Below are 23030 nucleotides of genomic sequence, written 5' to 3'. Positions count from 1 at the left end.
TTGTTTGCTGGGGACGGCCGATGGCGTGCTGGGACATTTTCTGTACCGTGGTGGACAACTACGGTGATATCGGGGTGACCTGGCGCCTGGCGCGCCAGCTGGTGGCCGAGCAGGGCGCGACCGTGCGCCTGTGGGTCGACGACCTGGCGGCGCTGCAGCGCCTGTGCCCGCAGACCGATCCGGCGGCGGCGCAGCAGCTCATCGCGGGCGTCACGGTCTGCCACTGGCCGGCCGACTGGCCGGCGGTGGAACCCGCCGACGTGGTGATCGAGGCCTTCGCCTGCCATCTGCCGGCGGTCTTTGCCGCGGCGATGGCGGCGCGCCCGCGCCAGCCGCTGTGGCTGAACCTGGAATACCTGAGCGCCGAGGCCTGGGTCGGTGGCTGCCACGGCCTGCCGTCGCCACAGCCGGGTGGCCTGCAGAAGTTCTTCTTCTTTCCCGGCTTTCGCGCCGACACCGGCGGGCTGCTGCGCGAGGGCGACCTGCTCGCCCGGCGCCAGGCCTTCCAGGCCGATGCGCAGGCGCGTCAGGCCTTTCTCGCCGGCCTGGGTGTGCCGCCGCTGGCCGGGGCTCGGCTGATCTCGCTGTTCGCCTACGAGAATCCGGGTCTGGGCGAATGGCTGGACGTGCTGGCCGCCGGGTCACGGCCGACCCAGTTGCTGGTGCCGCAAGGGCGCATCCTCGGTGATCTGCAGCGCTGGCTGGGCGAGGGCGAGCTGCTCCCCGGCCACGGCTGGCAGCGCGGCAACCTGCGGATTCACCTGCTGCCGTTCCTCCGTCAGGAGGATTACGACCTGCTGCTGTGGGCCTGCGACTTCAATGCGGTGCGCGGCGAGGACTCCTTCGTGCGCGCCCAGTGGGCCGCGCGGCCGCTGCTCTGGCACATCTACGAGCAGGACGAGCAGGCCCACTGGGACAAGCTCGAGGCCTTCCTGGCGCTGTACCTGGCCGAGCTGTCGCCGGCCGCGGCGAGCGCGGTGGCCGGCTTGTGGCGGGCCTGGAACGCCGGGCAGGGCATGGGCGAGAGCTGGCTGGCGCTGGAGCAGGTCTGGCCGCAAGTGGCCGAACAGGCCGAGCGCTGGGCCGCGCAGCAAGCCTCTCGTCCTGATCTTGCCGCGGCGCTGGCAGAGTTTTACCGAAATTGGCTATCATGCGCGGCTTAGAAATTCGTACCTCCATCAAAATCCGGATATTCGTATGAAAACCGCACAAGAAATGAAACCCAACAGTGTGGCCCTGATCGACGGTCAACCTTGGCTGATCCAGAAAGCCGAGTTCACCAAGTCCGGTCGTAACAGCGCCATCGTCAAAATGAAGCTGAAGAACCTGATCAACGGCTCCAAGACCGAGACCGTTTACAAGGCCGACGACAAGATGGAGCCGGTTATCCTTGAGCGCAAGGAAGTGACCCTGTCCTACATCAGCGGCACCGACTACGTGTTCATGGACCCGGAGTTCAACTCCTACGAACTGCGCGAAGAAGACCTGGAAAGCGTTCTGCCGTTCATCGAAGAAGGCATGACCGACGTCTGCGAAGCCGTGTTCTTCGAAGGCAAGGTCATCTCCGTCGACCTGCCGACCACCATCGTGCGCCAGATCGCCTACACCGAAGGCTCCGCCCGTGGCGACACTTCCGGCAAAGTGATGAAGCCGGCCAAGCTGAGCAACGGTACCGAAGTCAAGGTTGCAGACTTCTGCAACATCGACGACTGGATCGAAATCGACACCCGCGACGGTTCCTACAAGGGCCGCACCCAGGCGCCGCAGGCCTAAGCCTCAGCGTCTCGCGCGTGACAAGAAGCCCGGCCAAGTGCCGGGCTTTTTCATGCCTGCGTTTTTTGCGCAGGGGGCGTGCGCAGCCGGCACTTGCGCGCAGTTTGCGCTGCGCGCGGCGCACCTTGCGGCGCTACAGGCGGAAGCCTTCGACTATGTGCTCGGCCAGGGTTTCCGTGACCTGCGACTGGCTGTTCTGCTTGCGCAGCAGCACGATGCTGGTCATCGGCAGCGTCGGCAGGCCCTCGGCCTCGCCGATGATGCGCATGTCCGGGGTGATCAGGCTCTGCAGCTGGGCGGTGACCGCCAGGCCGGCGCTGACCACGGCGAAGATCGCCGACAGGCTGGGGCTGGTATAGGCGATGCGGTATTCGCGCTCCATGGCGTCCAGGGCGTTGCAGGCCCAGGCCCGGCAGAAGCAGTCGGCGTTGAACATGGCCAGCGGCATGGGCGTCTGTTCGTGGGGGCTGAAGCCGATGGCCTCGGCCCAGACGAAGCGCTCCTGGCGCAGCAGCTGGCCGATCTCCTTGCCCGGCTCGCGGGTGACGATGGTCAGGTCGAGGTCCTGGCGCTGCAGCAGCTGGTAGGACGGCTCGCAGTGCAGCTCCACCTGCACCAGCGGGTAGGCCTGGGCGAAGCGGGCGAGGATGCCGGGCATGAAGCGCATCACGTAATCGTCCGGCGTGCCGATGCGCACCGAGCCGACCATGTGTGGTTCGCGCAGGGTGTTGAACACCTCGCCGTGCAGCTTGAGGATGCGCCGGGCATAGCCGAGCAGCACCTGGCCTTCGGCGGTGAGGCGCACCTGGCGGCCGTCGCGCTGGAACAGCGGGCGCTGCAGCACGTCTTCTTCCAGGCGCTTCATCTGCATGCTGATGGCCGACTGGGTGCGGTTGACCGCCTCGGCCGCGCGGGTGAAGCCACCCAGATCGGCGATGGCCACGAAGCTGCGCAGCAGTTCGGTATCGATGCTCGGGTAATTGGCCATTGATCAATCTCCGAGATGTCTGGCATAAGAAACATTCGTTGGATTGATCTTAATCCCAGCGCGAGACTGGCGCCAACCCCACCGGGAGGGCGTCGAGATGAAAGGTCAAAAAGGTTATGCCGTAGTCCAATCGAGCAGTGCCGGCCGGGTGCGTCCGCTGGCCCTGTTGCTGGCCGCCTGGCGCCAGGCGGCGCGCTGGTGGCAGCTGGCCGAGCAGCGTCGGCTGCTGGCCATGCTCGATGAGCAGGCGCTCAAGGATATCGGCCTGAGCCGTGCCGATGCGCTGCAGGAAAGCGAGCGGCCGTTCTGGGATGATCCGCTCAAGCGTTGAAGGGTTGTGTTATCGAGGAGTGGCAATGGTGTTTTCGATGTGGGCCGGAGCGCGGGCATGAGCAGTACGCGCAAGGGCGCCGATGCATTTTTGTTCCAACTGATGCTGTTGCTGTGCGCCATCTGGGGCATCCAGCAGGTGGCGATCAAGCTGGCCGCGGCGGATATCGCGCCCCTGCTGCAGGTGACCCTGCGCTCGGGCATCGCCGCGCTGCTGGTGGCCGGCGTGATGTTCTGGCAGCGCGGCTGGCAGGGCTGGCTGCGCGGCACCTGGCGCGCCGGGGTGCTGGCCGGCGGCCTGTTCGCCCTGGAGTTCTTCTTCATCGCCCGCGGCCTGCAGTACACCTCGGCCTCGCACATGGCGGTTTTCCTCTATACCGCGCCGATCTTCTCCGCCCTCGGCCTGCACCTGCTGCTGCCCAGCGAACGCCTGCGTCCCCTGCAGTGGGGCGGCATTGCTTTGTGTTTCGGCGGCATCGCCCTGGCCTTCGGCGGCGAACTGGACTGGGCCAGGCTGGACAGGAACCTGCTGCTCGGCGACGGCCTGGGCCTGCTGGCCGGCATGGCCTGGGGCGCGACCACCGTGGTGGTGCGCGGCTCGCGGCTGTCCGAGGCGCCGCCGACCCTGACCCTGTTCTATCAGCTGGCCGTGTCGTTTCTGCTGTTGCTCGGCTATGCCGCGGCAATCGGGCAACTGGGTCCGATCCGCTGGACGCCGATCAGCATCGCCAGCGTGCTGCTGCAGGGCGTGGTGGTGTCTTTCTTCAGCTACCTGGCCTGGTTCTGGCTGCTGCGCCGCTACCTGGCCTCGAACATGGCGGTGTTTTCCTTCATGACCCCGCTGTTCGGTGTCAGCTTCGGCGTGCTGATCCTCGATGAGCCGTTGACCCGCAATTTTATTATCGGCGCGCTGCTGGTGCTGCTCGGCATCATGCTGGTCAGCAACCATGCCTGGGTGCGCAAGCGGCTGCTCGCCGGGCGGCGGCTGGCCGAACAAGAGTGAATCGTGGATGCCTGAAATCAAGGAGAGAGAGCATGTCCCGTTACCACCTGGCGCAACTGAATATCGCCAGCATGAAGGAACCCCTGGAGGCGCCGGGCATGGCCGACTTCGTCGCCAACCTGGCGCGCATCAATGCCCTGGCCGAGAGCTCGCCGGGTTATGTCTGGCGCCTGCAGGACGAGGCCGGCGATGCCACCGCGATCCGCCCGTTCGGCGCGCAGGTGCTGGTCAATCTGTCGCTCTGGGAGGATGTCGAATCGCTCAGCGACTACGTCTACAAGTCCGCCCATAGCGAGATGCTTAAGCGCCGCAACGAGTGGTTCAGCCGCCTGGGCGAGGCGCACATGGTGCTGTGGTGGGTGCCGGCCGGGCATCTGCCGGATGTGCAGGAGGCCGCCGAGCGTCTGCGTCTGCTGCGCGAGTCGGGGCCGACGGCTCAGGCGTTCAGCTTCCGCCAGCGCTTTGCCGCGCCGATTGCCTAGCCCGGCCCTGAGCGGGCTGGCGCTGCCGGGCAATCCGGCTGGCAGGCTGTGTCTGCCGACGCATCGGCAACGCGGGTGGTTGCTCAACAGCCTGCTAGCATAGGCGCCATGAGCCTTTCCCTGTCCTTGTCGCAAGCCCGTCGCCTGGCCCTGGCCGCCCAGGGCTTCGGCCGTGCGCCGCGCGCCGCCATCGGTCAGCGCCAGCTGCTGGCGCAGATCGAGCGCCTCGGCGTGCTGCAGATCGACTCGGTCAATGCCCTGGTGCGCTCGCACTACCTGCCGGGCTTCTCGCGTCTCGGCCACTACCAACCGGCGCTGCTCGACGAACTGGCCTGGGGCCAGCCGCGGCGCCGTGGGCTGTTCGAGTACTGGGGGCATGAGGCCTCGCTGCTGCCGCTGGAGCTGTATCCGCTGCTGCGCTGGCGCATGCGCCGTGCGGCGGACGGGCAGGGCATCTACCGGCAGCTGGCCGAGTTCGGTCGGCAGCAACGCGAGGTCATCGCCCGGGTGTTGCGCTGCGTGCGCGAGCAGGGCGCCCTCGGCGCGGGCAGCCTGAGCACCCGCACCGAGCGGGCCGGGCCCTGGTGGGACTGGAGCGCGGAGAAACATGCGCTGGAGTGGCTGTTTGCCGCCGGCGAAGTCACGGTGGCCGGGCGGCGCAGCTTCGAGCGCCTGTACGACCTGCCGGAGCGGGTGATTCCGGCGGCGCAGTTCGAGCATCCCGAGCTGGATGAGGACGAGGCGCAGCGCCAGTTGCTGCTGCGCTCGGCAGATGCCCTGGGGGTGGCGACGGCGAAGGATCTGCGCGACTACTACCGGCTGGATGCAGCCGACAGCAAGGCGCGCATCGCCGAGCTGGTCGAAGCCGGCGAGTTGCAGAGCGTCGCGGTAGAGGGCTGGACGCAGCCGGCCTACTGCCGCGGCGAGCCGAAGCTGCCGCGGCGGATCAGGGCCAGCGCGCTGCTGTCGCCCTTCGACTCGCTGATCTGGGCGCGCGAACGCACCGAGCGGCTGTTCGACTTCCGCTATCGCCTGGAAATCTACACCCCGCAGCACAAGCGCCTGTATGGCTACTACGTACTGCCGTTCCTGCACGACGAGCGCCTACTGGCGCGGCTCGACCTACGCAGCGAGCGGGCGCAGGGGCGCCTGGCGGTGCATGCCGTGCACGTGGAGGGCGAGATGGATGAGGCGGCGCTGGCGGCCCTGGCTGCGCAGTTGCGGGCGCTGGCCGCCTGGCTGGGCCTGCCGGAGGTCGGCCTGAATTGCCGTTCGCCGGTGGCCGAGCGGCTGAGGGCTTGTCTGTAGGGCGCGCGTGCAACCCTTTGCTGCGCACGGCGCACCCTACAAAGCCTGGCGGGTGAGGCTTACTTGTTGGCGACGATGCGCGCGCGGATGTGCGCGGCGCGCTCTGCGGACGCCGGGTGCGAGTCGAACATGCTGCTCTCGCCGCCGCCCAGCTTGGCCAGCTTCTCGAAGGCGGTGACCAGGCCTTCGCGCTTGACGCCGCGCTGGGTCAGCAGGTCGAAGGAGAAGTCGTCCGCATCCGACTCCTGGGACTGGGAGAACTGCGCGTTGACCAGCTCCTCACCCAGTTCGCCGATCTGCGAGCTGGACAGGGCGGCGGCGGTGCCATTGCCCGAGGAGGCCGCGGCATTGCGCGCGGCCGAGGTGGCGTAGGCGGCCTGCATGGCCTTCTTGGTGTGGCCGAGGGCGACGTGGCCCATCTCGTGGCCGAGCACGCCTTCCACTTCGTTGTCGGTCATCAGGTCCATCAGGCCGCTGTACACGCGCACGCAACCGTTGGCCATGGCCCAGGCGTTGACCTCGTCGGTCAGGTAGACCTTGTAGTTCACCGGGGTGCCGTGGATCTGGCTGCCGAGGTTGGCGGCGATCTTGTTCAGGCGCTGGGTGTATTCGCTGTCCGCATCGGCGATGGGCGCTTCGGCGTCCATCTGCATGCAGGCCTGGTCGGCCTGGCTCTTGACCTCGGCATCGCTGAGGGTGGCGGCCTGCATGGCCATCATGCCGGTCTGCAGCATGGCGTCCGGGCTCATGTTCTGGCAGCCGGCGAGCAGGGTGGCGAGGGCGAGGGCGGAAAGGGGGCGTTGCAGTTTCATCGGTCATCTTCCTTGGTGGGGTATAAGCCGCGAGTCATTCCCGGCTGGGTGGTGCTTGTAGAGCGCTGGATCACGTTCCGGACTCAAGACACCGGAGCCCGCAGACTGCGCGAATTGTTGCACAGGTGGCCGGCTCGGGCACTGAAACAGGTCTCACTTGGCATAGCGGGCGCCGTGCGGCGCCCTCCGGGCCGCGGCGCTTAGCGGCGCACCTGCTTGAGCGTCTCGGCAATCATGAAGGCCAGTTCCAGGGACTGGTCGGCGTTCATCCGCGGGTCGCAGTGGGTGTGGTAGCGATCCGACAGGCCGGCCTCGGTGATCGGCCGCGCGCCGCCGATGCACTCGGTGACGTTCTGCCCGGTCATCTCGATATGGATGCCGCCGGCGTAGGTGCCCTCGGCCTGGTGCACGGCGAAGAACTGCTTCACCTCGGACAGGATCTGCGCGAAGTCGCGGGTCTTGTAGCCGCTGCTGGCCTTGATGGTGTTGCCGTGCATGGGGTCGGAACTCCACAGCACCTGCTTGCCGGCCCCCTGCACGGCGCGCACCAGGCGCGGCATGTGCTGCTCGACCTTGTCGGCGCCCATGCGCACGATCAGGTTGAGGCGGCCCGGGTCGTTGTCCGGGTTGAGGATGTCGATCAGGCGCAGCAGCTCGTCGCTGTCCATGCTCGGGCCGACCTTGACCCCGATCGGGTTGCCGACGCCGCGCAGGAACTCGACGTGGGCGCCGTCCAGCTGGCGGGTGCGGTCGCCGATCCACAGCATGTGTGCGGAGCAGTCGTACCAGCCGCCGGTGAGGCTGTCCTGGCGGACGAAGGCCTGCTCGTAGTTGAGCAGCAGCGCCTCGTGGGCGGTGAAGAAGCTGACTTCGCGCAGTTGCGGCGCGCTGTCCATGCCCACCGCGCGCATGAAGGCCAGGGTCTCGTCGATGCGGTTGGCCAGTTGGTGGTACTTCTCGCTCAAGGCGGAATTGGCGATGAAGTCCAGGTTCCACTGGTGCACCTGGTGCACGTCGGCGAAGCCGCCCTGGGCGAAGGCGCGCAGCAGGTTGAGGCTGGCAGTGGACTGGTGATAGGCCTGCAGCAGGCGCTCCGGGTCCGGCACGCGGCTTTTTTCGTCGAAGCCGATGCCGTTGACGATGTCGCCGCGATAGGCGGGCAGGGTCAGGCCGTCGATGGTTTCGTCGCCCGCCGAGCGCGGCTTGGCGAACTGCCCGGCCATGCGCCCGACCTTCACCACCGGGCAGCCGGCGGCGAAGGTCATGACGATGGCCATCTGCAGCAGCACCTTGAAGGTGTCGCGGATCTTCAGGGTGGAGAACTCGGCGAAGCTTTCCGCGCAATCACCGCCCTGCAGGAGAAAGGCGCGGCCCTGGGTGACCTCGGCGAACTGGCGGCGCAGCTCGCGCGCCTCGCCGGCGAAGACCAGCGGCGGATAGCCGGCCAGGGTCTTTTCCACCTGCTGCAGGTGGGCGGCGTCCGGGTATTGGGGTTGCTGCTGGATCGGCTTGCTTCTCCAGCTTTCGGGGCTCCAGGCTTGCGACATCAGACTTCTCGGCTATCAGCGGTACATGCAGATAGCCATGGTAACCGATCAGCCGCGGCCTGGGCGCGATAGAGCAGGGGGCGCGGCGCCGTGACGCCTTCTCATGGGTAAGGGAGGCGACTGCATGGCTGCAGGAGATAGAGCGGCGCAGCATGTAGGACGGGGGAAAGCCGCAATCCAGAATGTAGGGTGGATGACGCTCTGCTCATCCACCAATGACCCCGCTCGGTGGATCGGTGAAACGTGATCCACCCTACGTCGTTACCCATGCGAGGGGGCGCCGCTCACATCGCGGGCTACATCAGGCGCTGACTGGTTTGAAGCCGGGTGCTGGCGCGGTGCGCGCTAATACCTCACGCCCTGGCAGGAAGCAGCCGAAGCCGCGCTGCTTGCCCAGCGCCTCGGGGAACCCGCTGCCACGGCGGTAGGCGATGCGGCCGTTGATCAGGGTGGCGTCCACCGCCGCGTCGTTGCGCTTGACCACCCGCTGCAGACCGATCACCTCCATCGGCGCCTCATGCATCTCGTCCAGCTCGTCGGTCAGCCCGGCCGGGTTGACGATCACCACATCGGCGCGGTCGCCGACGCGGATGGTGCCGGCCTCCACGCCGATGAAGTCGGCCAGCTCGCCACTGACCCGGTGCACGGCGCGGCCCAGGTCCATGAACGGGGTGCCGGCCAGTTCGGCGTCGCGCACGTACTTGAGCAAGCGCAGCGGGAAGTTGTACTGGGCAATGGAGCGCAGGTGCGCGCCGGAGTCGGCGAAGCCCGGCTGGGTCCAGGGGCTGGCCAGCAGCTGGTGCATCACTGGCAGGCGCTGGTTGCCGTAGCAGGTGGTCCACTTCAACGCCTCGCGGTACTGGCAGGCGATCTCGAAGTAGGCGTCTACCGGGTCCAGGCCACGGACGGCGCCGAGTTGCTTGAAGTTCTGGCCGACCATGCTGGCGTCCGGGCACTCGGTCACCCAGCAGTCGGAGAAGTCGCGGTGCCACAGGCCCTTGGTCAGGATGGCCTTGACCTGCTGCTTGAACAGGGCACGGAACTCGGGCTCCAGCACCTTGGCGTACAGCTCGTCCGGGTCCTTGATATTGCGCAGGATCTCGCCGGCGCCGAACTCCTCGAAGGCGTTCACGTTAAGCCCTTCCAGGCGCAGGGTGAAGGGCGCCGGCAGAGTCTGCCAGCGGAAGTGGCCACGCAGCACGCGGTTGGCCAGCCAGCCGGAGAGGCGGGTGAAGCGGTGCAGCAGCGGCTGCGACTTGAGGTCCAGGGCGGTGAGCATCGAGCACTTCAGCGGCTTCCTGAACCAGCCGTGGGCTTGGTACAGGAAGGCGAACACGTTGACCTTGGTCACCGCGTCCGGCGCGCCCTGCAGCACCGCGCCACGCCGGCGCAGCACGGCGAACAGGCGGGAGAACTCGGTCCAGCTGGCGAAGGTCGACGGCAACGGGCTGGACCAGGCGCGGTCGCCATCCATCTTGTCCAGTTTGGTAGTCATCACCGACAGGCCAATGCAGCCGGCGTCCAGCGCCTCTTCCAGCAGCTGCTCCATGCGCTGCAGCTCGGCTTCGCTCGGTTTGATCTTGCGGGTGGCGCGTTCCAGGCCCATCACCGCCACGCGCAGCTCGGAGTGGCCGAGGAAGGAGCTGACGTTCGGCCCCAGCGGCTGCTGGTCGTAGAAGGCGCGGTAGCCGGCGGCGTCGCGCCAGGTCTTCTTCTGTTGCAGGATCGGCAGCACGTATTCGCGCGGCACCGCCTCGACGCGGGTAAACAGGTCCGAGCAGTCCTCGGCATCGGCCAGCACCATGCTGATCGAGCAGGAACCGATGGTCACGCTGGTCACGCCGTGGCGCACCGATTCCTTAAGCGCCGGCGCGGCGATCACTTCGGCATCGTAGTGCGAGTGGATTTCCAGAAAGCCCGGCGTGACCCAGTGGCCGGCGGCATCCAGCACCTCGGGGCAACCGCTTTCATCCAGCGGGCTGAGGCTGACCGCGTCGATGCGTCCGGCCTTGATGCCGACATGCCGCAGTGCGCCGGGGGCGCCAGTGCCGTCGAAGTACAGGCCGTTCTTGATGATGATGTCGTAGCTCATAGCAGGCTCCAGGGGGCCAGCAGCAGGGTGCCGGTGACCAGCAACAGGATGTAGATGGCGATGCGGAAGTGACGCTCGTCGAAGCGCCGGTGCAGGCGCTCGCCGGCCCATAGGCCGACCAGCAGCAGCGGGGCATAGACCAGTACCTGCGGCAGCGCCGGTAGCAGGCGGCCATCGACGAGAAAGGCCAGGGTCAGCAGGCTGTTGAGCGTGAACCAGACGCTGACCAGGGTCGCGCGAAAGCGCGCCTTGTCCAGGCTGGTGCCGGCCAGGCCGAACACCAGCAGCGGCCCGCCGGAGGCGAACAGGCCATGGCTGAGGCCAGCGCCTAGAGTCAGCAAGCGGGTCAGCCACTGCGGGCGCACCGGCAGCGTGGTGGCATGGCGCAGGCGCCACAGTTCACGCCCGGCGAACCAGAAGATCAGCGCGCCGAAGCAGCGCTTGAGCAGGGCTTCGTCCAGGTACGGCAGCAGCAGGTAGCCGAGCAGGGTGCCGAGCAGCATGCCGGGCAGGATGGTGCCGAGCAGCAGCGGGCGGTCGATCTGCGCGCGGTGGCGCCAGACCAGGTAGCCGGTCATGCCGATATTCAGCGGTACCAGCACCGGCAGCAGCTGGTCGATGGGCAGCAGCAATGCTCCCAGTGATAAGGCGATGACGATGCTGCCGAAGCCGGTGACGGCTTCCAGGGTGTAGGCCAGCAGGATAAAGGCGCCCAGCGCATAGGGTGCGAAGGCCATCAGTCCAGCTCCGCGGCGAAGCGCTGGCTCATCTGCCGGTAGTACAGCGCCGGCGCCACGCGCCAGAGCAGGCTGGCCAACCAGCTGCCGCGGTCCGGGAACAGGCGTTGCTGGCCGGCAGCCAGGCCCTTGAGGATTTCCCCGGCCATCCAGTCGGCGCCGCGCACCTTGCCGACGGTCGAGCGTGCGTGGCCGGCCGGCTGGCCGTCGCCACCGAGGGCGTTGCGGTCGATGGGGGTGTCGAGAAAGCTCGGGTAGACCATCAGCAGCTGGATGCCGTCGCGGGCGATTTCCGCGCGCAGCACCTCGAAGGCCTGGCCCAGGGCGCTTTTCGCCGCGCAGTAGCCGGCGCGGCCGAGCACCGGCATCCAGCCGGCCATGGAGCCGATGGCGGCGACCTGGCCACGGCTCTCGCGCAGCAGCGGCAAGGCGGCCAGGGTCAGCTCCAGCGGCGCGTGGTAGTCCACCGCCATGACCTGGCGAAACACCGCCGGGTCGGTGCGGGTGGTCGGCGAGCGGTGGGTGATGCCGGCATTGTTGAACAGCAGGTCGAGGCGGCCGAACAGCACTCGGCAGGCGTCGAGCAGTTGGCGGTGCAGCTCGGGGTCGGTGATATCGCCGGACAGGCCTTCGACCCGCTCGCCGCCCAGTTCGGCGACCCGTGCGGCCAGGCCGTTGGCATTTATATCGGTGAGCAGCAGGCTGTCGCCACGGGCGTGGCAGGCCTTGGCCAGCTCCCAGCCGAGGCCGCTGGCGGCGCCGGTGATCAGCACTACGCTCATCGGGCCACCTCGGCGGTGACGACGCCGACCGGTGGCCGGCGCGCCCAGAACAGCGCCAGCAGCAACCCGGCGAGCAACTGCCAGCAACCCCAGAAGGCGGCAATCAGCAGCATGCCGCCGGCCTGGGGGAAGAAGGTGAAGATCAGCGCCATGCCCAGGGCCGAGTTGTGGATGCCGGTTTCCAGGGTCACGGCGCGCACGTCGGCCTCCGGCAGGCGCCACAGGCGCGCGCACAGGTAGCCGAGCAGCAGGGCCATGCCGTTGAGCGTGACCACCAGCCAGAAGAACAGGTGGAAGTGTTCGATGAACTGTTCGAAGTTCTTGGCGAAGGCGCCGCCGACGAAGGCCAGCATCACCAGCAGGGAGAAGGTGCGCAGCGGTTTCTCCAGCTTCTGCGCCAGCTGCGGGCGGCGCTTGCCGAGCAGCATGCCTAGCACCATCGGCAAGACCAGGACCAGCAGCACCATGGCCAGCAGCTCGACTGGCTCGACGCTGATCTCGGTCAGCAGCGCCCGGGTGTTGGGGTTGAGTCCGGCGTACAGGGCGAAGTTGAGCGGGGTGAAGATCCCCGCGGTGAGGCTCGATACCGCGGTGACGCTGGCCGACACGGCGACGTTGCCGCGCCCCAGCCAGGTCATGATGTTGGAAAAGGTGCCGCTCGGGCAGGTGGCGACCAGGATCATGCCCAGGGCCAGGCTCGGGTCGATCGGCAGCAGGCTGGTGAGCAGGCAGGTGCTGGCCGGCAGCAGCACGAACTGCACGAACAGGCCGATCAGCGGCGCCTTGGGCGAGCGCAGGATGCGCTTGAAGTCATCGGCGCGCAGCTCCAGGGATACGCCGAACATCATCAGGGCGATGATGGCGTTCAGCGCGATCATCGCGCTGGGGGAAAACTCAAGAGTGACGGCAGGCATCGAGGCTTTCCTGGGTCGAAGTCGGGGCGATAGGGGCGAGGTCGGCGCGCAGCTCGGCGCTATGCGCCTTGAGCGCGGCGCGGTAGCTGTCCTTGTGCACGTAGTAGGCCATGCGTTCCAGCTGCAGGTAGGCGTAGCCGCCGTCCAGGCGCTGGGCGAAGCGTTGCTGTACCTGCTGGTGGAAGCGCGCGGCCGAGGCATGGCCGTCGAGCTGCTGGCGGATCACCAGGGCGACCAGCTCGGCCTGCTCGGCGCGGCCCTGCCAGCCGAGGCCGGAGGCTTCGATCATGCCGAGCATGAACAGGTCGCGGTGCAGCGGGTGGAACACATTGAGGTACAGCTGCGGCGCGCCAGTGTCCAGGGGCCAGTTCAGCTCGGCGCGGTCGATGAAGGGGTAGTCCAGTTTGTATCCCGTGGCCTGGAGGATCAGGTCGTAGTCGGCCTGGTTGCCATCGGCGAAGGTCACCGTATGGCCATTGACCGCCTGGATATCGCCGCGCGGCTGGATATCGCCATGGCCGATATGGTGCAGCACCAGCGAGTTCATCACCGGGTGCGACTCGTACAGGCGGTAGTCCGGATCGGGCAGGCCGTACTGCGAGGGCTTGCCGAGCAGGGCGTGTACCAGCAGGCCGTCGACCCACTGCTTGAGCCGGCGCGGCAGCTTGACCGCGCCGCCGAAGGTGTCGGTGGGCTTGCCGAGGATGAACTTGGGCAGGAAGTGGTAGCCGCGACGCACCGACAGGTCGACCGAAGCCGCGCGGTGCACGGCATCCACGGCGATATCGCAGGCCGAGTTGCCACAGCCGACCACCAGCACGCGCTTGCCGGCGAAGATGTCGGCTGACTTGTAGGCCGAGGAGTGCAGCAGCTCGCCGGCGAACGAACCGGGTAGGGCCGGCTGGTTGGGCATATGCAGGGTGCCGTTGGCGATCAGTACGCCGTCGAACTGCCATTCGCGCTGCACGCCGGCACACTCGCTGACCAGGCGCCAGCCCTGGTTGAGGCGCTCCAGCTGCAGCACGCGGGTATTGAACTGGTAGTGCTCGCGTAGGCCGAAGTGCGCGGCGTAGTCGCGAAAGTACTGGCCGATCTGCTGGTGCCGCGGGTAGTGCGGCACCTCGGCGGGCATGGGGAATTCGGCGAAGGCGGTGGTGCCCTTGGACGAGATCAGGTGCGCCGACTCGTACAGGGTGCTGTGCGGGTTGGCGATGTCCCACAGGCCGCCGACATCGCTGTGCAGCTCGAAGCCGACGAAGGGGATACCATGGCGCTGTAGCTGACGGGCAGCCGCCAGCCCCATGGGGCCGGCTCCGATAATGGCGTGCATGCAAGGCGTCTCGATTGTCTTTCTATGGTTATTCCGTGAGCATATGCACCCCCGCGCAGGCCGTAACGGCTCAATCAGGACCTTTCCCGGTTAATTCAGGACCATGAGCAGCACCCCTTCCGTCACCGTGCATTACGCCCAGGCCATTCTGCAGGCCGCCGAGCGTCTGGCCTTGCCGCTGCCGGCCGAGCTGCGCGCGCTGGATGGCGAGGCGCGCATTCCCCTGGCGCGCCAGGATGCCCTGTGGGAGGCCTTCTGCAGCGCCTCCAGCGATCCGCTGATCGGCTTGCGCCTGGGCTGCGCCCTGCAGGTCGGCCATCTGGACATGGTCGGCGCCCTGCTGATGAGCTGCGAAACGGTCGGCGAGGCGCTAGAGGCCCTGCTCGAGTACTACCCGATCGTCGGCGAGGGCGGCGAGTTCAGCCTGCAGCGGGTTCCCGGGCAGGTCCGCCTGGTCTACCAGCCGCATTACCAGGTGCGCCGCGAGGAACGGGTCGAGGCGGTGCTGGCCAGCCTGCTGCAGATGACGCGCTGGATTGCCGGCAACAAGCTGGGCCCGTTGCAGCTGAGCTTCAGCCACGCCGCCCGCGGCGCGGCGGCCAGCTATGCCGGGCTGCTGGATTGCCCGCTGCAGTTCGAGGCCGCCGACAATGCGCTGCTGTTTGCCGAGGCGGACCTGCGGGTGCCGCTGATCCAGGCCAACGCCCTGATGCGCGAGCACCTGCGCGGCCTTGCCGACAGCCTGCTCGAGCGCCTGGGGACGCAGAGCCTGGCGGTGCGCGTGCAGCAGTTGCTGCGCCAGCATCCGCGCTGGGGCAAGGAGCGCGTCGCCGAGCAGCTCGCACTGAGCGGGCGCCACCTCAACCGCAAGCTGGCCGAGGAGGGCAGCAGCTTCAAGCTGCTGCGCGAGCAGGTCCTGTATGCCATGGCCGAGCGGCTGCTGCGCGAGTCGCCGCGCCTGGCCGACGTCGCCGAGCGTCTCGGTTTTTCCGATGAGAGTGCTTTCGCCAAGGCCTTCCGCCGCTGGAGCAGCATGACACCAGGGCAGTTTCGCCAGGGGCAGAGTGAATGAGTGATTTACGCGAAGAACGGGTGCTGGCCGAGGTGCAGGACGAGTTCGGCCTGGTCCGTGTGCTGGAAGTCGGCGACTACCGCTTCCTCGAATTCGGCGATGCGATCGAGCAGAGCTGCGTGTTCACCCGCGACCCCAGGTGGCTGGAGTACGACTACACCCGCGCCATGCTGCTCGGTGCGCTGTGCCATGAGGCACCGGAAACCGCGCTGTTCCTCGGCCTCGGCGCCGGCAACCTGACCCAGGCCTGCCTGAGCTTCCTCAACCTGGACGATGTCGAGGTGATCGAGCTGCGCCCGGACGTGCCGCGCCTGGCCATGGAATACCTCGGCCTGGCCGACGACCCGCGCCTGACCATCCGCATCGGCGATGCCCTGGAACTGCTCGACAGCGCCGAGTCGGCCGACCTGATCTTCCTCGACCTGTACACCGACACCGGCCCGGCGGTCGGCCACCTGGCCTGGAAGTTCCTGGAAAACTGCCAGGCCAAGCTCAACCCGGGCGGCTGGCTGGTGATCAACCAGTGGGGCACTGACGACGGCAAGCCGCTCGGCGCGGCCCTGCTGCGCGGCCTCTATCACCGCCATTACTGGGAGATTCCGGTGAAGGAGGGCAACGTCATCCTGCTGGTGCCGGCCGACCTGGAGCAGGAACTGCTGCCCGAACTGCTCTCGGCCCGCGCCGCCGAGCTGGCGCCGCGCCTGGGCTATTCGCTGCAGCCGCTGATCGACGTGCTGCGCCCGGCCAGTTGAGCGCGGCGGCCGGAGTCCCGGCGACCGCGGCGCAGGGGTTGCCGGTCGGGCAAACTGAGCGGGGCGTCAAAAAATCTGTCTCGCGGTCATAATTTTCCTGTATGATTCGCGCCCGGCCAAAATCTGGCCAGGTTCAGGTGAAGCAACTCCACGAAGCACTGTCTTCGCTGCTTGTCCGCTCCGCGGACTATCCTTGACGTTATCCATATTAGTTTTCGCAAATCCCCGCCTACACGGCTGCCAGGGTGACCTTCGGGTCCTACATGGCATGTGCAGCTTTGGAACTTGGGTCTTTGCGGATGCACCTAGAGGCAGACCCATGACCCAGGAAGTAACCGGCACTTTCGCCGAACTCGGCCTTCATCCTTCTATTCTCGCTGCGCTGACCGCGGTGGGCTACGAAGAACCGTCCCCGATTCAATCCCAGGCGATCCCGGTGATCCTCGCCGGCCACGACATGATCGGCCAGGCGCAGACCGGTACCGGCAAGACCGCCGCGTTCGCCCTGCCGATCCTGTCGAAGATCGACCCGGCCAAGCGTGAACTGCAGGCGCTGATCCTCGCGCCGACCCGCGAGCTGGCCCTGCAGGTGGCCACCGCGTTTGAAACCTATTCCAAGCAGATGCCCGGCCTGAACGTGGTCGCCGTCTACGGCGGCGCGCCGATGGGCCCGCAGCTCAAGGCCATCCGCATGGGTGCCCAGGTCATCGTGGCCACCCCGGGGCGCCTGGTCGACCACCTGAGCCGCAACGACCAGCTGCTGTCGACCATCAGCCACCTGGTGCTGGACGAAGCCGACGAAATGCTCAAGCTGGGCTTCATGGACGACCTGGAAGTGATCTTCCAGGCCATGCCGGCCAGCCGCCAGAGCGTGCTGTTCTCCGCGACCCTGCCGGCCTCGATCCGCACCATCGCCGAGAAGCACCTGCGCGAACCGAAGCACATCAAGATCGCCGCCAAGACCCAGACCGTCTCGCTGATCGAGCAGGCGCATCTGATGGTGCATGCCGACCAGAAGGTCCAGGCCGTGTCGCGCCTGCTGGAAGTCGAGGAATTCGACGCCCTGATCGCCTTCGTGCGCACCAAGCAAGCCACCCTGGACCTGGCCTCCGCGCTGGAAGCCAAGGGCTACAAGGTGGCCGCGCTGAACGGTGACATCGCGCAGAACCAGCGCGAGCGCGTCATCGAGTCGCTGAAAGACGGCCGTCTGGACATCGTGGTCGCCACCGACGTGGCCGCCCGCGGCATCGACGTACCGCGCATCACCCACGTGCTCAACGTCGACATGCCGTACGACCCGGAGTCCTACGTGCACCGTATCGGTCGTACCGGCCGTGCCGGTCGCGTTGGCCGTGCGCTGCTGCTGGTGACCCCGCGCGAGCGCCGCATGCTGCAGGTGATCGAGCGCGTGACCGGGCAGAAGGTCGCCGAAGTGCGCCTGCCGAACGCCCAGCAGGTGCTGGATGCGCGCATCAAGAAGCTGACCAACAGCCTGGCGCCGCTGGTGGCCGATGCCGAAGCCAGCCATGGCGAGCTGCTCGACCGCCTGGTCGCCGATATCGGCTGCAGCCCGCGTGCCCTGGCCGCGGCCCTGCTGCGCAAGGCCACCAATGGCCAGTCGCTGAACCTGGCCGACGTCGAGCGCGAGCAGCCGCTGGTGCCGACCGTCAGCGCCCCGCGCGAGCGTCGCGAGCGTGATGGCGAGCGCAGTGGTGAGTTCACTCCGCGCGAGCGTCGTGCGCCGGTGCCGCTGGCCGAAGGCCGTGCCCGTTGCCGTACCGCCCTGGGCACTCGCGACGGCATCGCCGCGAAGAACCTGCTCGGCGCGATCCTCAACGAGGGTGGCCTGGCCCGCGAAGCCATCGGTCGCATCCAGATCCGCGAGACCTTCAGCCTGATCGAGCTGCCGGAAGAAGGCCTCGACCGCCTGCTCGGCAAGCTCAAGGACACCCGCGTTGCCGGCAAGGCCCTGAAGCTGCGTCGTTATCGCGAGGATTGATCCTCGGCTGTATGAACAAGCCCCGCCTGGTGCGGGGCTTTTTTATGTCCGCATTTCGGCACAGGTACGCTTTCGCGCAACTGCCGCCTCAACCGCGAGCGCGGCCTCTCCAGCCCTGCTGGCCTGCACCGTCTCGACGCAGCCAGTGTCCTGTCCGTGCCAGTGATTGAGCGGGTTGCACCCGCTGCGCGGTGTTGTCATCGCTGCAGGTTTCGCCCCGGCCGGGCTCCTGCGCCGGCAGCGTCCAGATCGCCTGGGGCAGGAGCAGGGATGCCTCGTATTCAGTGTCGTACATGTCGACCTCGGCTTGAGATTTCACAGATCGAGCACCAGTGGCCCGCCGGCGGCCGGCACGGCGCAGCAGATCAGCACCTCGCCGGCGGCGGGCGCTTCGGCCGGCGGGTTGGGGTAGTGCACCTGGCCGCCGAGCAGGCGCGTTGCGCAAGTGCCGCAGGAGCCGCCGCGGCAGCTGAATGGCGGGTTCAGGCCGCGGCTTTCGGCCAGTTCCAGCAGGCTGCCGCTGCCGGGCTGCCAGCGCGCTTCCTTGGCCGAGCGCTGGAAGCGCACCGGCATCGCCCTGTTAGCTGCCGGCGGCTGGGGCGTGGCCGCGCCGTCCGGATCGGGCCGGCGACGCAGGCTGGAGGGGCCGAAGGTTTCGGCATGGATGCGCCGGTCACCGATGTTCAGGGCGCGCAGGCCGTCATACAGGTCCTGGGTGAAGCCGCCCGGGCCGCACAGGTAGAAATCGAAGTCATCGAAGGGCAGCAGGGTTTTCAGCAACTCGCTGTCGATGCGCCCGCTGCGCTCGAAACCCTCGCCTGCGCGGGCATGCGCCTCGGGCTGGCTGAGCAGGCGCACGCCATGGATCGGATCGCCGCCGCGTTGCAGCAGGGTTTTCAGCTCTTGGTCGAAGGCCAGTTCGGCCAGGTTGCGGGCGCCCAGGATCAGCCAGACCCGCCGCGAGCGGCGCTGGCGCTGGTTCTGGTAGATCACCTCGCGCAGCATCGCCAGCAATGGGGTGATGCCCACCCCGGCGGCCAGCAGAACCAGTGGTCGGCGTTGCTCGGCATCCAGGCAGAAGCGGCCCTGTGGGGCGCGTGCCTCGAGCAGGCTACCGACAACCACCTGTTCGTGCAGGTGGGTCGAGGCCAGGCCGGCGCGCTTGACGCTGATGCGCAGGAAGCCATCGGAGGGCGCGCTGCTCAGGCTGTAGGTGCGGATCAGTGGCTGCGCCTGGCCGGCAATGTGCAAGCGCAGCGGCAGGTGCTGGCCGGCCTGGAATAGCGGCAGGCCGGCGCCATCGGCCGGTTCCAGGTAGAACGAGCGGATGCTCGCGCTTTCCTCGGTGATGCGGGTCACCCGCAGCGCTCGCCACTGGTCGCGCAGCGCCTCGGCCGCCAGGCGCGCCTGGGCATCGGCCCAGTTGCCGGTCAGCAGGCTGTTCGGCGAGTAGTCCTGGAACTGCCAGCGCAGGGCCAGCGCCGCCTTGCGCCGCACCAGCTGCTCGACCTCCAGGTGCCAGAGCCGCTCGGCGCCCTGGAAGGCCTGGATCTCGGCGCCTTCCAGGGTCAGTTCGGTACGCCCGCTGAGCTGCAGCAGGTCGCCGCTGGCGAAGTCGATGAACAGCAGGCCGGCCTGCGGGTTGAGCAACAGGTTGCCGAGGGTGTTGAAGTGCAGGTTGCCGGCGAAGTCGGGAATGCTCAGGCGGTTGCCGGCGATCCGCACAAAGCCGGCCTGGCCGCCGCGATGGGACACATCCACGGCCAGGTCGCCGTCGGCCTGGCGCACGTAGCTGGCGACGAAGAAGGTGTCGGCCTGGGCGATCAGCGCCCGTGCGGCGTCATCCAGGCCGTTCAGTCGTTCGGCGGCGGGCCGCTCGGCCCTGGATTGGGGGCTGGGGAGTTGGTGCTGGCGCAGCTGGATGTACTGAGGGCAGTTGCCGAAGGCCTGGTCGACGCTGACGGCCAGGCCGTTCTCGTCGACCTGCTGGACATGGCCATTGAGGCGGTTGCGCCGGCGCGTGTGCAGCTCGATGCCGAGCAGGCCTATGGCGGCGCCGGGCTGGAGCGCCGCGGTTGCCGGGTCTTCGGCTTGCAGGTGGCTGTCCAGGCGCAGCAGTTGCGGGGTGACGGCATGGGCAAAGCCGGGGACGCCTTCGACTATGCCGGCCCAGGGGCGACCTTGCGCATCCACGCTGCCGAGCAGCATGAAGGGCAGCTGACGGTAGAAGTCGCGGTGCTGCTCGGGCATGTGATCGCGGATCACCTTGCGGCCGAAGGCTTCCATGCGCTCGGTCACGCCGACCCGTGCCTGCAGGGCCTGCTCGCCGGGGTGCCAGGGGGATTCACCGGGTTGCTGCATGGTCTGTGCTCCATCAGTCGCAATGGCAGATGCGTCCACCCCCGGCCGGGGGTGGACCGGGTGGCGCTCAGGCGCTTTGCAGGCCGACCGCCGTACGCTGCATCGGCACGAAGCCGGGCAGGGCCTCGATGCGGGCCAGCCAGGCGCGCAGGTTGGGGTAGTCGGCCAGCGACACATTGCCTTCCGGGGCATGGGCGATGTAGCTGTAGCAGGCCACATCGGCGATGCTCGGCTCGCTGCCGGCGAGGAAGGCGCTGCTGGCCAGTTCCTGCTCGATCACCTTGAGCAGCGCGTGGCTGCGGGCGATGCTGTCCGCGGCGTTGTAGGGCGCGCCGAACACCGTGATCAGGCGCGCGGTGGCCGGTCCGGAGGCGATCTGCCCGGCGGCGACCGACAGCCAGCGCTGCACCCGGGCGGCGGCGAGTGCCTCGCTCGGCAGCCAGCGGCCCTGGCCATACTTCTGCGCCAGGTAGACCAGGATGGCGTTGGAGTCGCTCAGCACGCTGCCGTTGTCATCGATCACCGGCACCTGGCCGAAGGGGTTGATGGCGAGGAATTCGGGCTGCTTGTGCGCGCCCTTGGCCAGGTCGACGAAGACCGGTTCGCAGGGCAGACCCAGCAGCGAGAGCATCAGCTCGACGCGGTGGGCATGGCCGGACAATGGGTGACGGTAGAGTTTGATGGGTTTCTGCGACATGGTGGGCTCCGCTTGGACTGGGGGTGGTTAGGCGGCTTGTTGACCTGGAGATGCCGGCCGATGGTTGGCATGATCCACTCGATCGCGATTCGGCAGAATCACCAGAAATGGCAATCCTTTGTTTCATTTGGCGAAACAAAAGCCCGGCGTGCTGCCGTTTCCGGGAGTGCTCCGCGGCCCGCCGGTGGAGGCGTGCGGGTGCTCAGGGCTGGAGCAGGGCCGGGTGTTCACGCAGGCGGGGCACGGCGAAGTCGATGAAGCTGCGCACCCGCGCCGCCGCCTTGCGCCCCTCGCGGTAGACCAGGTACACCGGCAGGGCGGGTGGCTCGAAGTCCGGCAGCACGCGGCTCAGCCGGCCCTGTTCGAGCAGTTCGTGTACCTGGTAGCTCAGGCAGCGGGTCAGCCCGGCGTCGCGGCAGGCGGCGGCAATCGCCGCCTGGTGGGTCGCGCAGCTCAGGCGCGGACGGAACGCCAGGTTGAGCCCGCCGGCCTCGTGACGGAAGCGCCACTCGGGCAGGCGCGCATCGGCGCTGCAGTGCACCAGGCGGTGGCGGGCGAGATCGTCCGGCGTAGCCGGCACGCCGAACCGGGCCAGGTATGCCGGGCTGGCGCAGATCAGCCGGCGGATGTTGCCGATCTGGCGGGCGAACAGGGCGGAATCGGCTGGGCTGCCGACCAGCACGGCCACCTCCACGCCTACTTCATGCAGGTTGGGAAGGTCTTCCTGGTAGCGGGCGAAGACCTGCACCTGGGGGTGGGCTTCCAGGTAATCCAGCAGGATCGGGTCGAGCAGGTGCTGGCCGAACAGCAGCGGCATGGCCAGCTTGAGCTGGCCGCGCGGCTGGGCATGCAGACCGCAGGCGGACGCCTCGGCTTCGCTGAGTTCGGCGAGAATCCGCCGGCAGGCGTCGGCGAAGCGCTCGCCGCTGGCGCTCAGCCGCACGCCGCGGGTGCTGCGCAGCAGCAGGGTGACCCCGAGGTGGTTTTCCAGGGCGGCGATGGCGCGGGTCACCGTCGGCACGGAGAGGTTCAGGCGCCGTGCGGCGGCGGCCAGGCTGAGTTGGTCGGCCACGGTGCAGAACACGCGCATTGCCTGGTGGCGATCCATGCTCAGGCCTTGGCTGCAGGGTTCAGGGCCGGGTCCTGGGCCAGGCGCCGGGCGCAGAAGTCGACGAAGGTGCGCACCTTGGCCGCGATCGTGCGCCCTTCCTGGTAGACCACATGAATCGGCAGCGGCGGCAGCTCGAAGTCCTGCAGGACGATTTCCAGTTCGCCGGCGGCGACCTTGCCGGCCACCTGGTAGGACAGCACGCGGGTCAGGCCCCAGCCGAGACTGGCGGCATTGATCGCCGCCTGGTTGGCGGTGACCAGCAGGCGCGGCTCGGGGCGCACGCTGATGGGGCCCGCGGGGCCGGCGAACTGCCAGTCGCTGACCAGCGCGCTGCTGGCCGACATGACGATGCGCCGGGCGCACAGTTCGTCCGGGTGCTGCGGGCGGCCGTGGCGGGCCAGGTAGTCGGGCGCGGCGCAGATCACCCGGCGCACTTCGCCGACCTTGACCGTGTGCAGGCCGCTGTCGGGCAGGTTGCCGATGCGCACCGCCACATCGATGCCTTCCTCGACCATGCTCACCACCCGGTCGACCAGCAGTGCCTTGATGTTCACTGCCGGGTGCTGCTCCAGGTAGTCGACCACCAGCGGGGTGACGTACAGCTCGCCGAACAGCACCGGCGCGGTGAGGGTCAGTTGGCCGCGGGCGACGGCGTGGCTGCCGGCGGCCGACTCTTCGGCCTCTTCCAGCTCGGCGAGGATGCGCCGGCAGTCTTCCTGGTAGCGCTGGCCGGCTTCGGTGATGTGCACGCTGCGCGTGGTGCGGGCCAGCAGCCGGGTGCCGATGCGTTCCTCCAGGGCCGCAACGGCACGGGTCACGCTGGGCGGCGACAGGTTCAGGCGGCGTGCGGCGGCAGCGAAGTTCTGTTCCTCGGCGACGGCGAGAAACACCTGCATTTCCTGGAATTTGTCCATGGGCGGCTCCTGTGCATCGCCCAGGA

The 23030-nt window shown here is 68.0% G+C and carries 20 protein-coding genes and 1 pseudogene; 9 read left to right on the top strand and 12 right to left on the bottom strand.

Annotated features, from left to right (window positions below):
* Window positions 1-20 precede the first annotated feature (20 nt).
* The gene (gene earP, locus F3I62_RS16555; RefSeq protein WP_160490739.1) at window positions 21-1163 is read left to right on the top strand and encodes an elongation factor P maturation arginine rhamnosyltransferase EarP; all 1143 of its coding nucleotides are present in this window, start codon (window positions 21-23) and stop codon (window positions 1161-1163) included.
* A gap of 34 nt (window positions 1164-1197) precedes the next feature.
* Window positions 1198-1773 (top strand): elongation factor P, encoded by a 576-nt coding sequence (locus tag F3I62_RS16550; protein ID WP_160079282.1) that lies wholly within the window; start codon window positions 1198-1200, stop codon window positions 1771-1773.
* Between the two features lie 133 nt (window positions 1774-1906).
* Here the strand turns inward: F3I62_RS16550 and F3I62_RS16545 are convergent, their stop codons facing one another.
* Complete coding sequence (locus F3I62_RS16545; protein WP_160490738.1) at window positions 1907-2761, bottom strand: LysR substrate-binding domain-containing protein; 855 nt, start codon at window positions 2759-2761, stop codon at window positions 1907-1909.
* A gap of 97 nt (window positions 2762-2858) precedes the next feature.
* Here F3I62_RS16545 and F3I62_RS16540 point away from each other — a divergent pair, with 97 nt between their 5' ends.
* From F3I62_RS16540 to F3I62_RS16525, 4 genes are all read left to right on the top strand, one after another.
* On the top strand, window positions 2859-3092 hold the full coding sequence (locus F3I62_RS16540; RefSeq protein ID WP_160490737.1) for a DUF1127 domain-containing protein: 234 nt from the start codon (window positions 2859-2861) through the stop codon (window positions 3090-3092).
* A gap of 57 nt (window positions 3093-3149) precedes the next feature.
* Window positions 3150-4094, top strand: coding sequence for a DMT family transporter (locus F3I62_RS16535; RefSeq protein WP_160490736.1), 945 nt, complete (start codon window positions 3150-3152; stop codon window positions 4092-4094).
* Window positions 4095-4126: 32 nt separating this feature from the next.
* The gene (locus F3I62_RS16530) at window positions 4127-4576 is read left to right on the top strand and encodes a DUF3291 domain-containing protein (RefSeq protein ID WP_160490735.1); all 450 of its coding nucleotides are present in this window, start codon (window positions 4127-4129) and stop codon (window positions 4574-4576) included.
* 108 nt (window positions 4577-4684) lie between these two features.
* Window positions 4685-5884 (top strand): winged helix-turn-helix domain-containing protein, encoded by a 1200-nt coding sequence (locus tag F3I62_RS16525; protein WP_160490734.1) that lies wholly within the window; start codon window positions 4685-4687, stop codon window positions 5882-5884.
* Between the two features lie 59 nt (window positions 5885-5943).
* Here F3I62_RS16525 and F3I62_RS16520 read toward each other — a convergent pair whose 3' ends face one another.
* From F3I62_RS16520 to F3I62_RS16490, 7 genes are all read right to left on the bottom strand, one after another.
* Window positions 5944-6696, bottom strand: coding sequence for a M48 family metallopeptidase (locus tag F3I62_RS16520; protein ID WP_160490733.1), 753 nt, complete (start codon window positions 6694-6696; stop codon window positions 5944-5946).
* 200 nt (window positions 6697-6896) lie between these two features.
* Entirely contained in the window at window positions 6897-8243 is a 1347-nt protein-coding gene (locus tag F3I62_RS16515) for a class II 3-deoxy-7-phosphoheptulonate synthase (protein WP_160490732.1), read from the bottom strand.
* Between the two features lie 301 nt (window positions 8244-8544).
* Complete coding sequence (locus F3I62_RS16510; RefSeq protein ID WP_160490731.1) at window positions 8545-10335, bottom strand: amidohydrolase family protein; 1791 nt, start codon at window positions 10333-10335, stop codon at window positions 8545-8547.
* On the bottom strand, window positions 10332-11072 hold the full coding sequence (locus F3I62_RS16505; protein WP_160490730.1) for a sulfite exporter TauE/SafE family protein: 741 nt from the start codon (window positions 11070-11072) through the stop codon (window positions 10332-10334). The genes F3I62_RS16510 and F3I62_RS16505 overlap by 4 nt, the downstream gene beginning before the upstream one ends.
* Window positions 11072-11854 (bottom strand): SDR family NAD(P)-dependent oxidoreductase, encoded by a 783-nt coding sequence (locus F3I62_RS16500; RefSeq protein WP_160490729.1) that lies wholly within the window; start codon window positions 11852-11854, stop codon window positions 11072-11074. Before F3I62_RS16500 ends, F3I62_RS16505 begins: the two co-directional genes overlap by 1 nt.
* Window positions 11851-12768: a bile acid:sodium symporter family protein gene (locus tag F3I62_RS16495; RefSeq protein ID WP_160490728.1), complete on the bottom strand. Its 918-nt coding sequence runs from the start codon at window positions 12766-12768 to the stop codon at window positions 11851-11853. Before F3I62_RS16495 ends, F3I62_RS16500 begins: the two co-directional genes overlap by 4 nt.
* Entirely contained in the window at window positions 12749-14098 is a 1350-nt protein-coding gene (locus F3I62_RS16490; protein WP_160490727.1) for an NAD(P)/FAD-dependent oxidoreductase, read from the bottom strand. Before F3I62_RS16490 ends, F3I62_RS16495 begins: the two co-directional genes overlap by 20 nt.
* Before the next feature lie 103 nt (window positions 14099-14201).
* Between F3I62_RS16490 and F3I62_RS16485 the strand changes: the two genes are divergently transcribed.
* The 3 genes and pseudogenes from F3I62_RS16485 to F3I62_RS16475 all read left to right on the top strand — a co-directional run bounded on the left by F3I62_RS16485 (window position 14202) and on the right by F3I62_RS16475 (window position 17921).
* Window positions 14202-15170 (top strand): AraC family transcriptional regulator, encoded by a 969-nt coding sequence (locus F3I62_RS16485; RefSeq protein ID WP_160490726.1) that lies wholly within the window; start codon window positions 14202-14204, stop codon window positions 15168-15170.
* Window positions 15167-15922, top strand: a complete 756-nt coding sequence (locus tag F3I62_RS16480; protein WP_160490725.1) for a spermidine synthase — start codon at window positions 15167-15169, stop codon at window positions 15920-15922. Before F3I62_RS16485 ends, F3I62_RS16480 begins: the two co-directional genes overlap by 4 nt.
* Window positions 15923-16207: 285 nt before the next feature.
* A pseudogene (locus F3I62_RS16475) lies at window positions 16208-17921 on the top strand (DEAD/DEAH box helicase).
* A 315-nt stretch (window positions 17922-18236) separates the two neighbouring features.
* Here the strand turns inward: F3I62_RS16475 and F3I62_RS16470 are convergent.
* From F3I62_RS16470 to F3I62_RS16455, 4 genes are all read right to left on the bottom strand, one after another.
* Window positions 18237-20282, bottom strand: coding sequence for a pyridoxamine 5'-phosphate oxidase family protein (locus F3I62_RS16470; protein WP_160490723.1), 2046 nt, complete (start codon window positions 20280-20282; stop codon window positions 18237-18239).
* A gap of 67 nt (window positions 20283-20349) precedes the next feature.
* Window positions 20350-20979, bottom strand: a complete 630-nt coding sequence (locus tag F3I62_RS16465) for a glutathione S-transferase family protein (protein ID WP_160490722.1) — start codon at window positions 20977-20979, stop codon at window positions 20350-20352.
* A gap of 202 nt (window positions 20980-21181) precedes the next feature.
* Entirely contained in the window at window positions 21182-22087 is a 906-nt protein-coding gene (locus F3I62_RS16460) for a LysR family transcriptional regulator (RefSeq protein ID WP_160490721.1), read from the bottom strand.
* A 2-nt stretch (window positions 22088-22089) separates the two neighbouring features.
* Entirely contained in the window at window positions 22090-23004 is a 915-nt protein-coding gene (locus F3I62_RS16455; protein ID WP_160490720.1) for a LysR family transcriptional regulator, read from the bottom strand.
* Window positions 23005-23030 lie beyond the last annotated feature (26 nt).

This window comes from Pseudomonas sp. R-28-1W-6, assembly GCF_009799925.1.
Lineage (GTDB): Bacteria > Pseudomonadota > Gammaproteobacteria > Pseudomonadales > Pseudomonadaceae > Aquipseudomonas.
The sequence above is the reverse complement of the archived record's forward strand: the minus strand, read 5'-3'. Positions and strand labels throughout refer to the sequence as shown.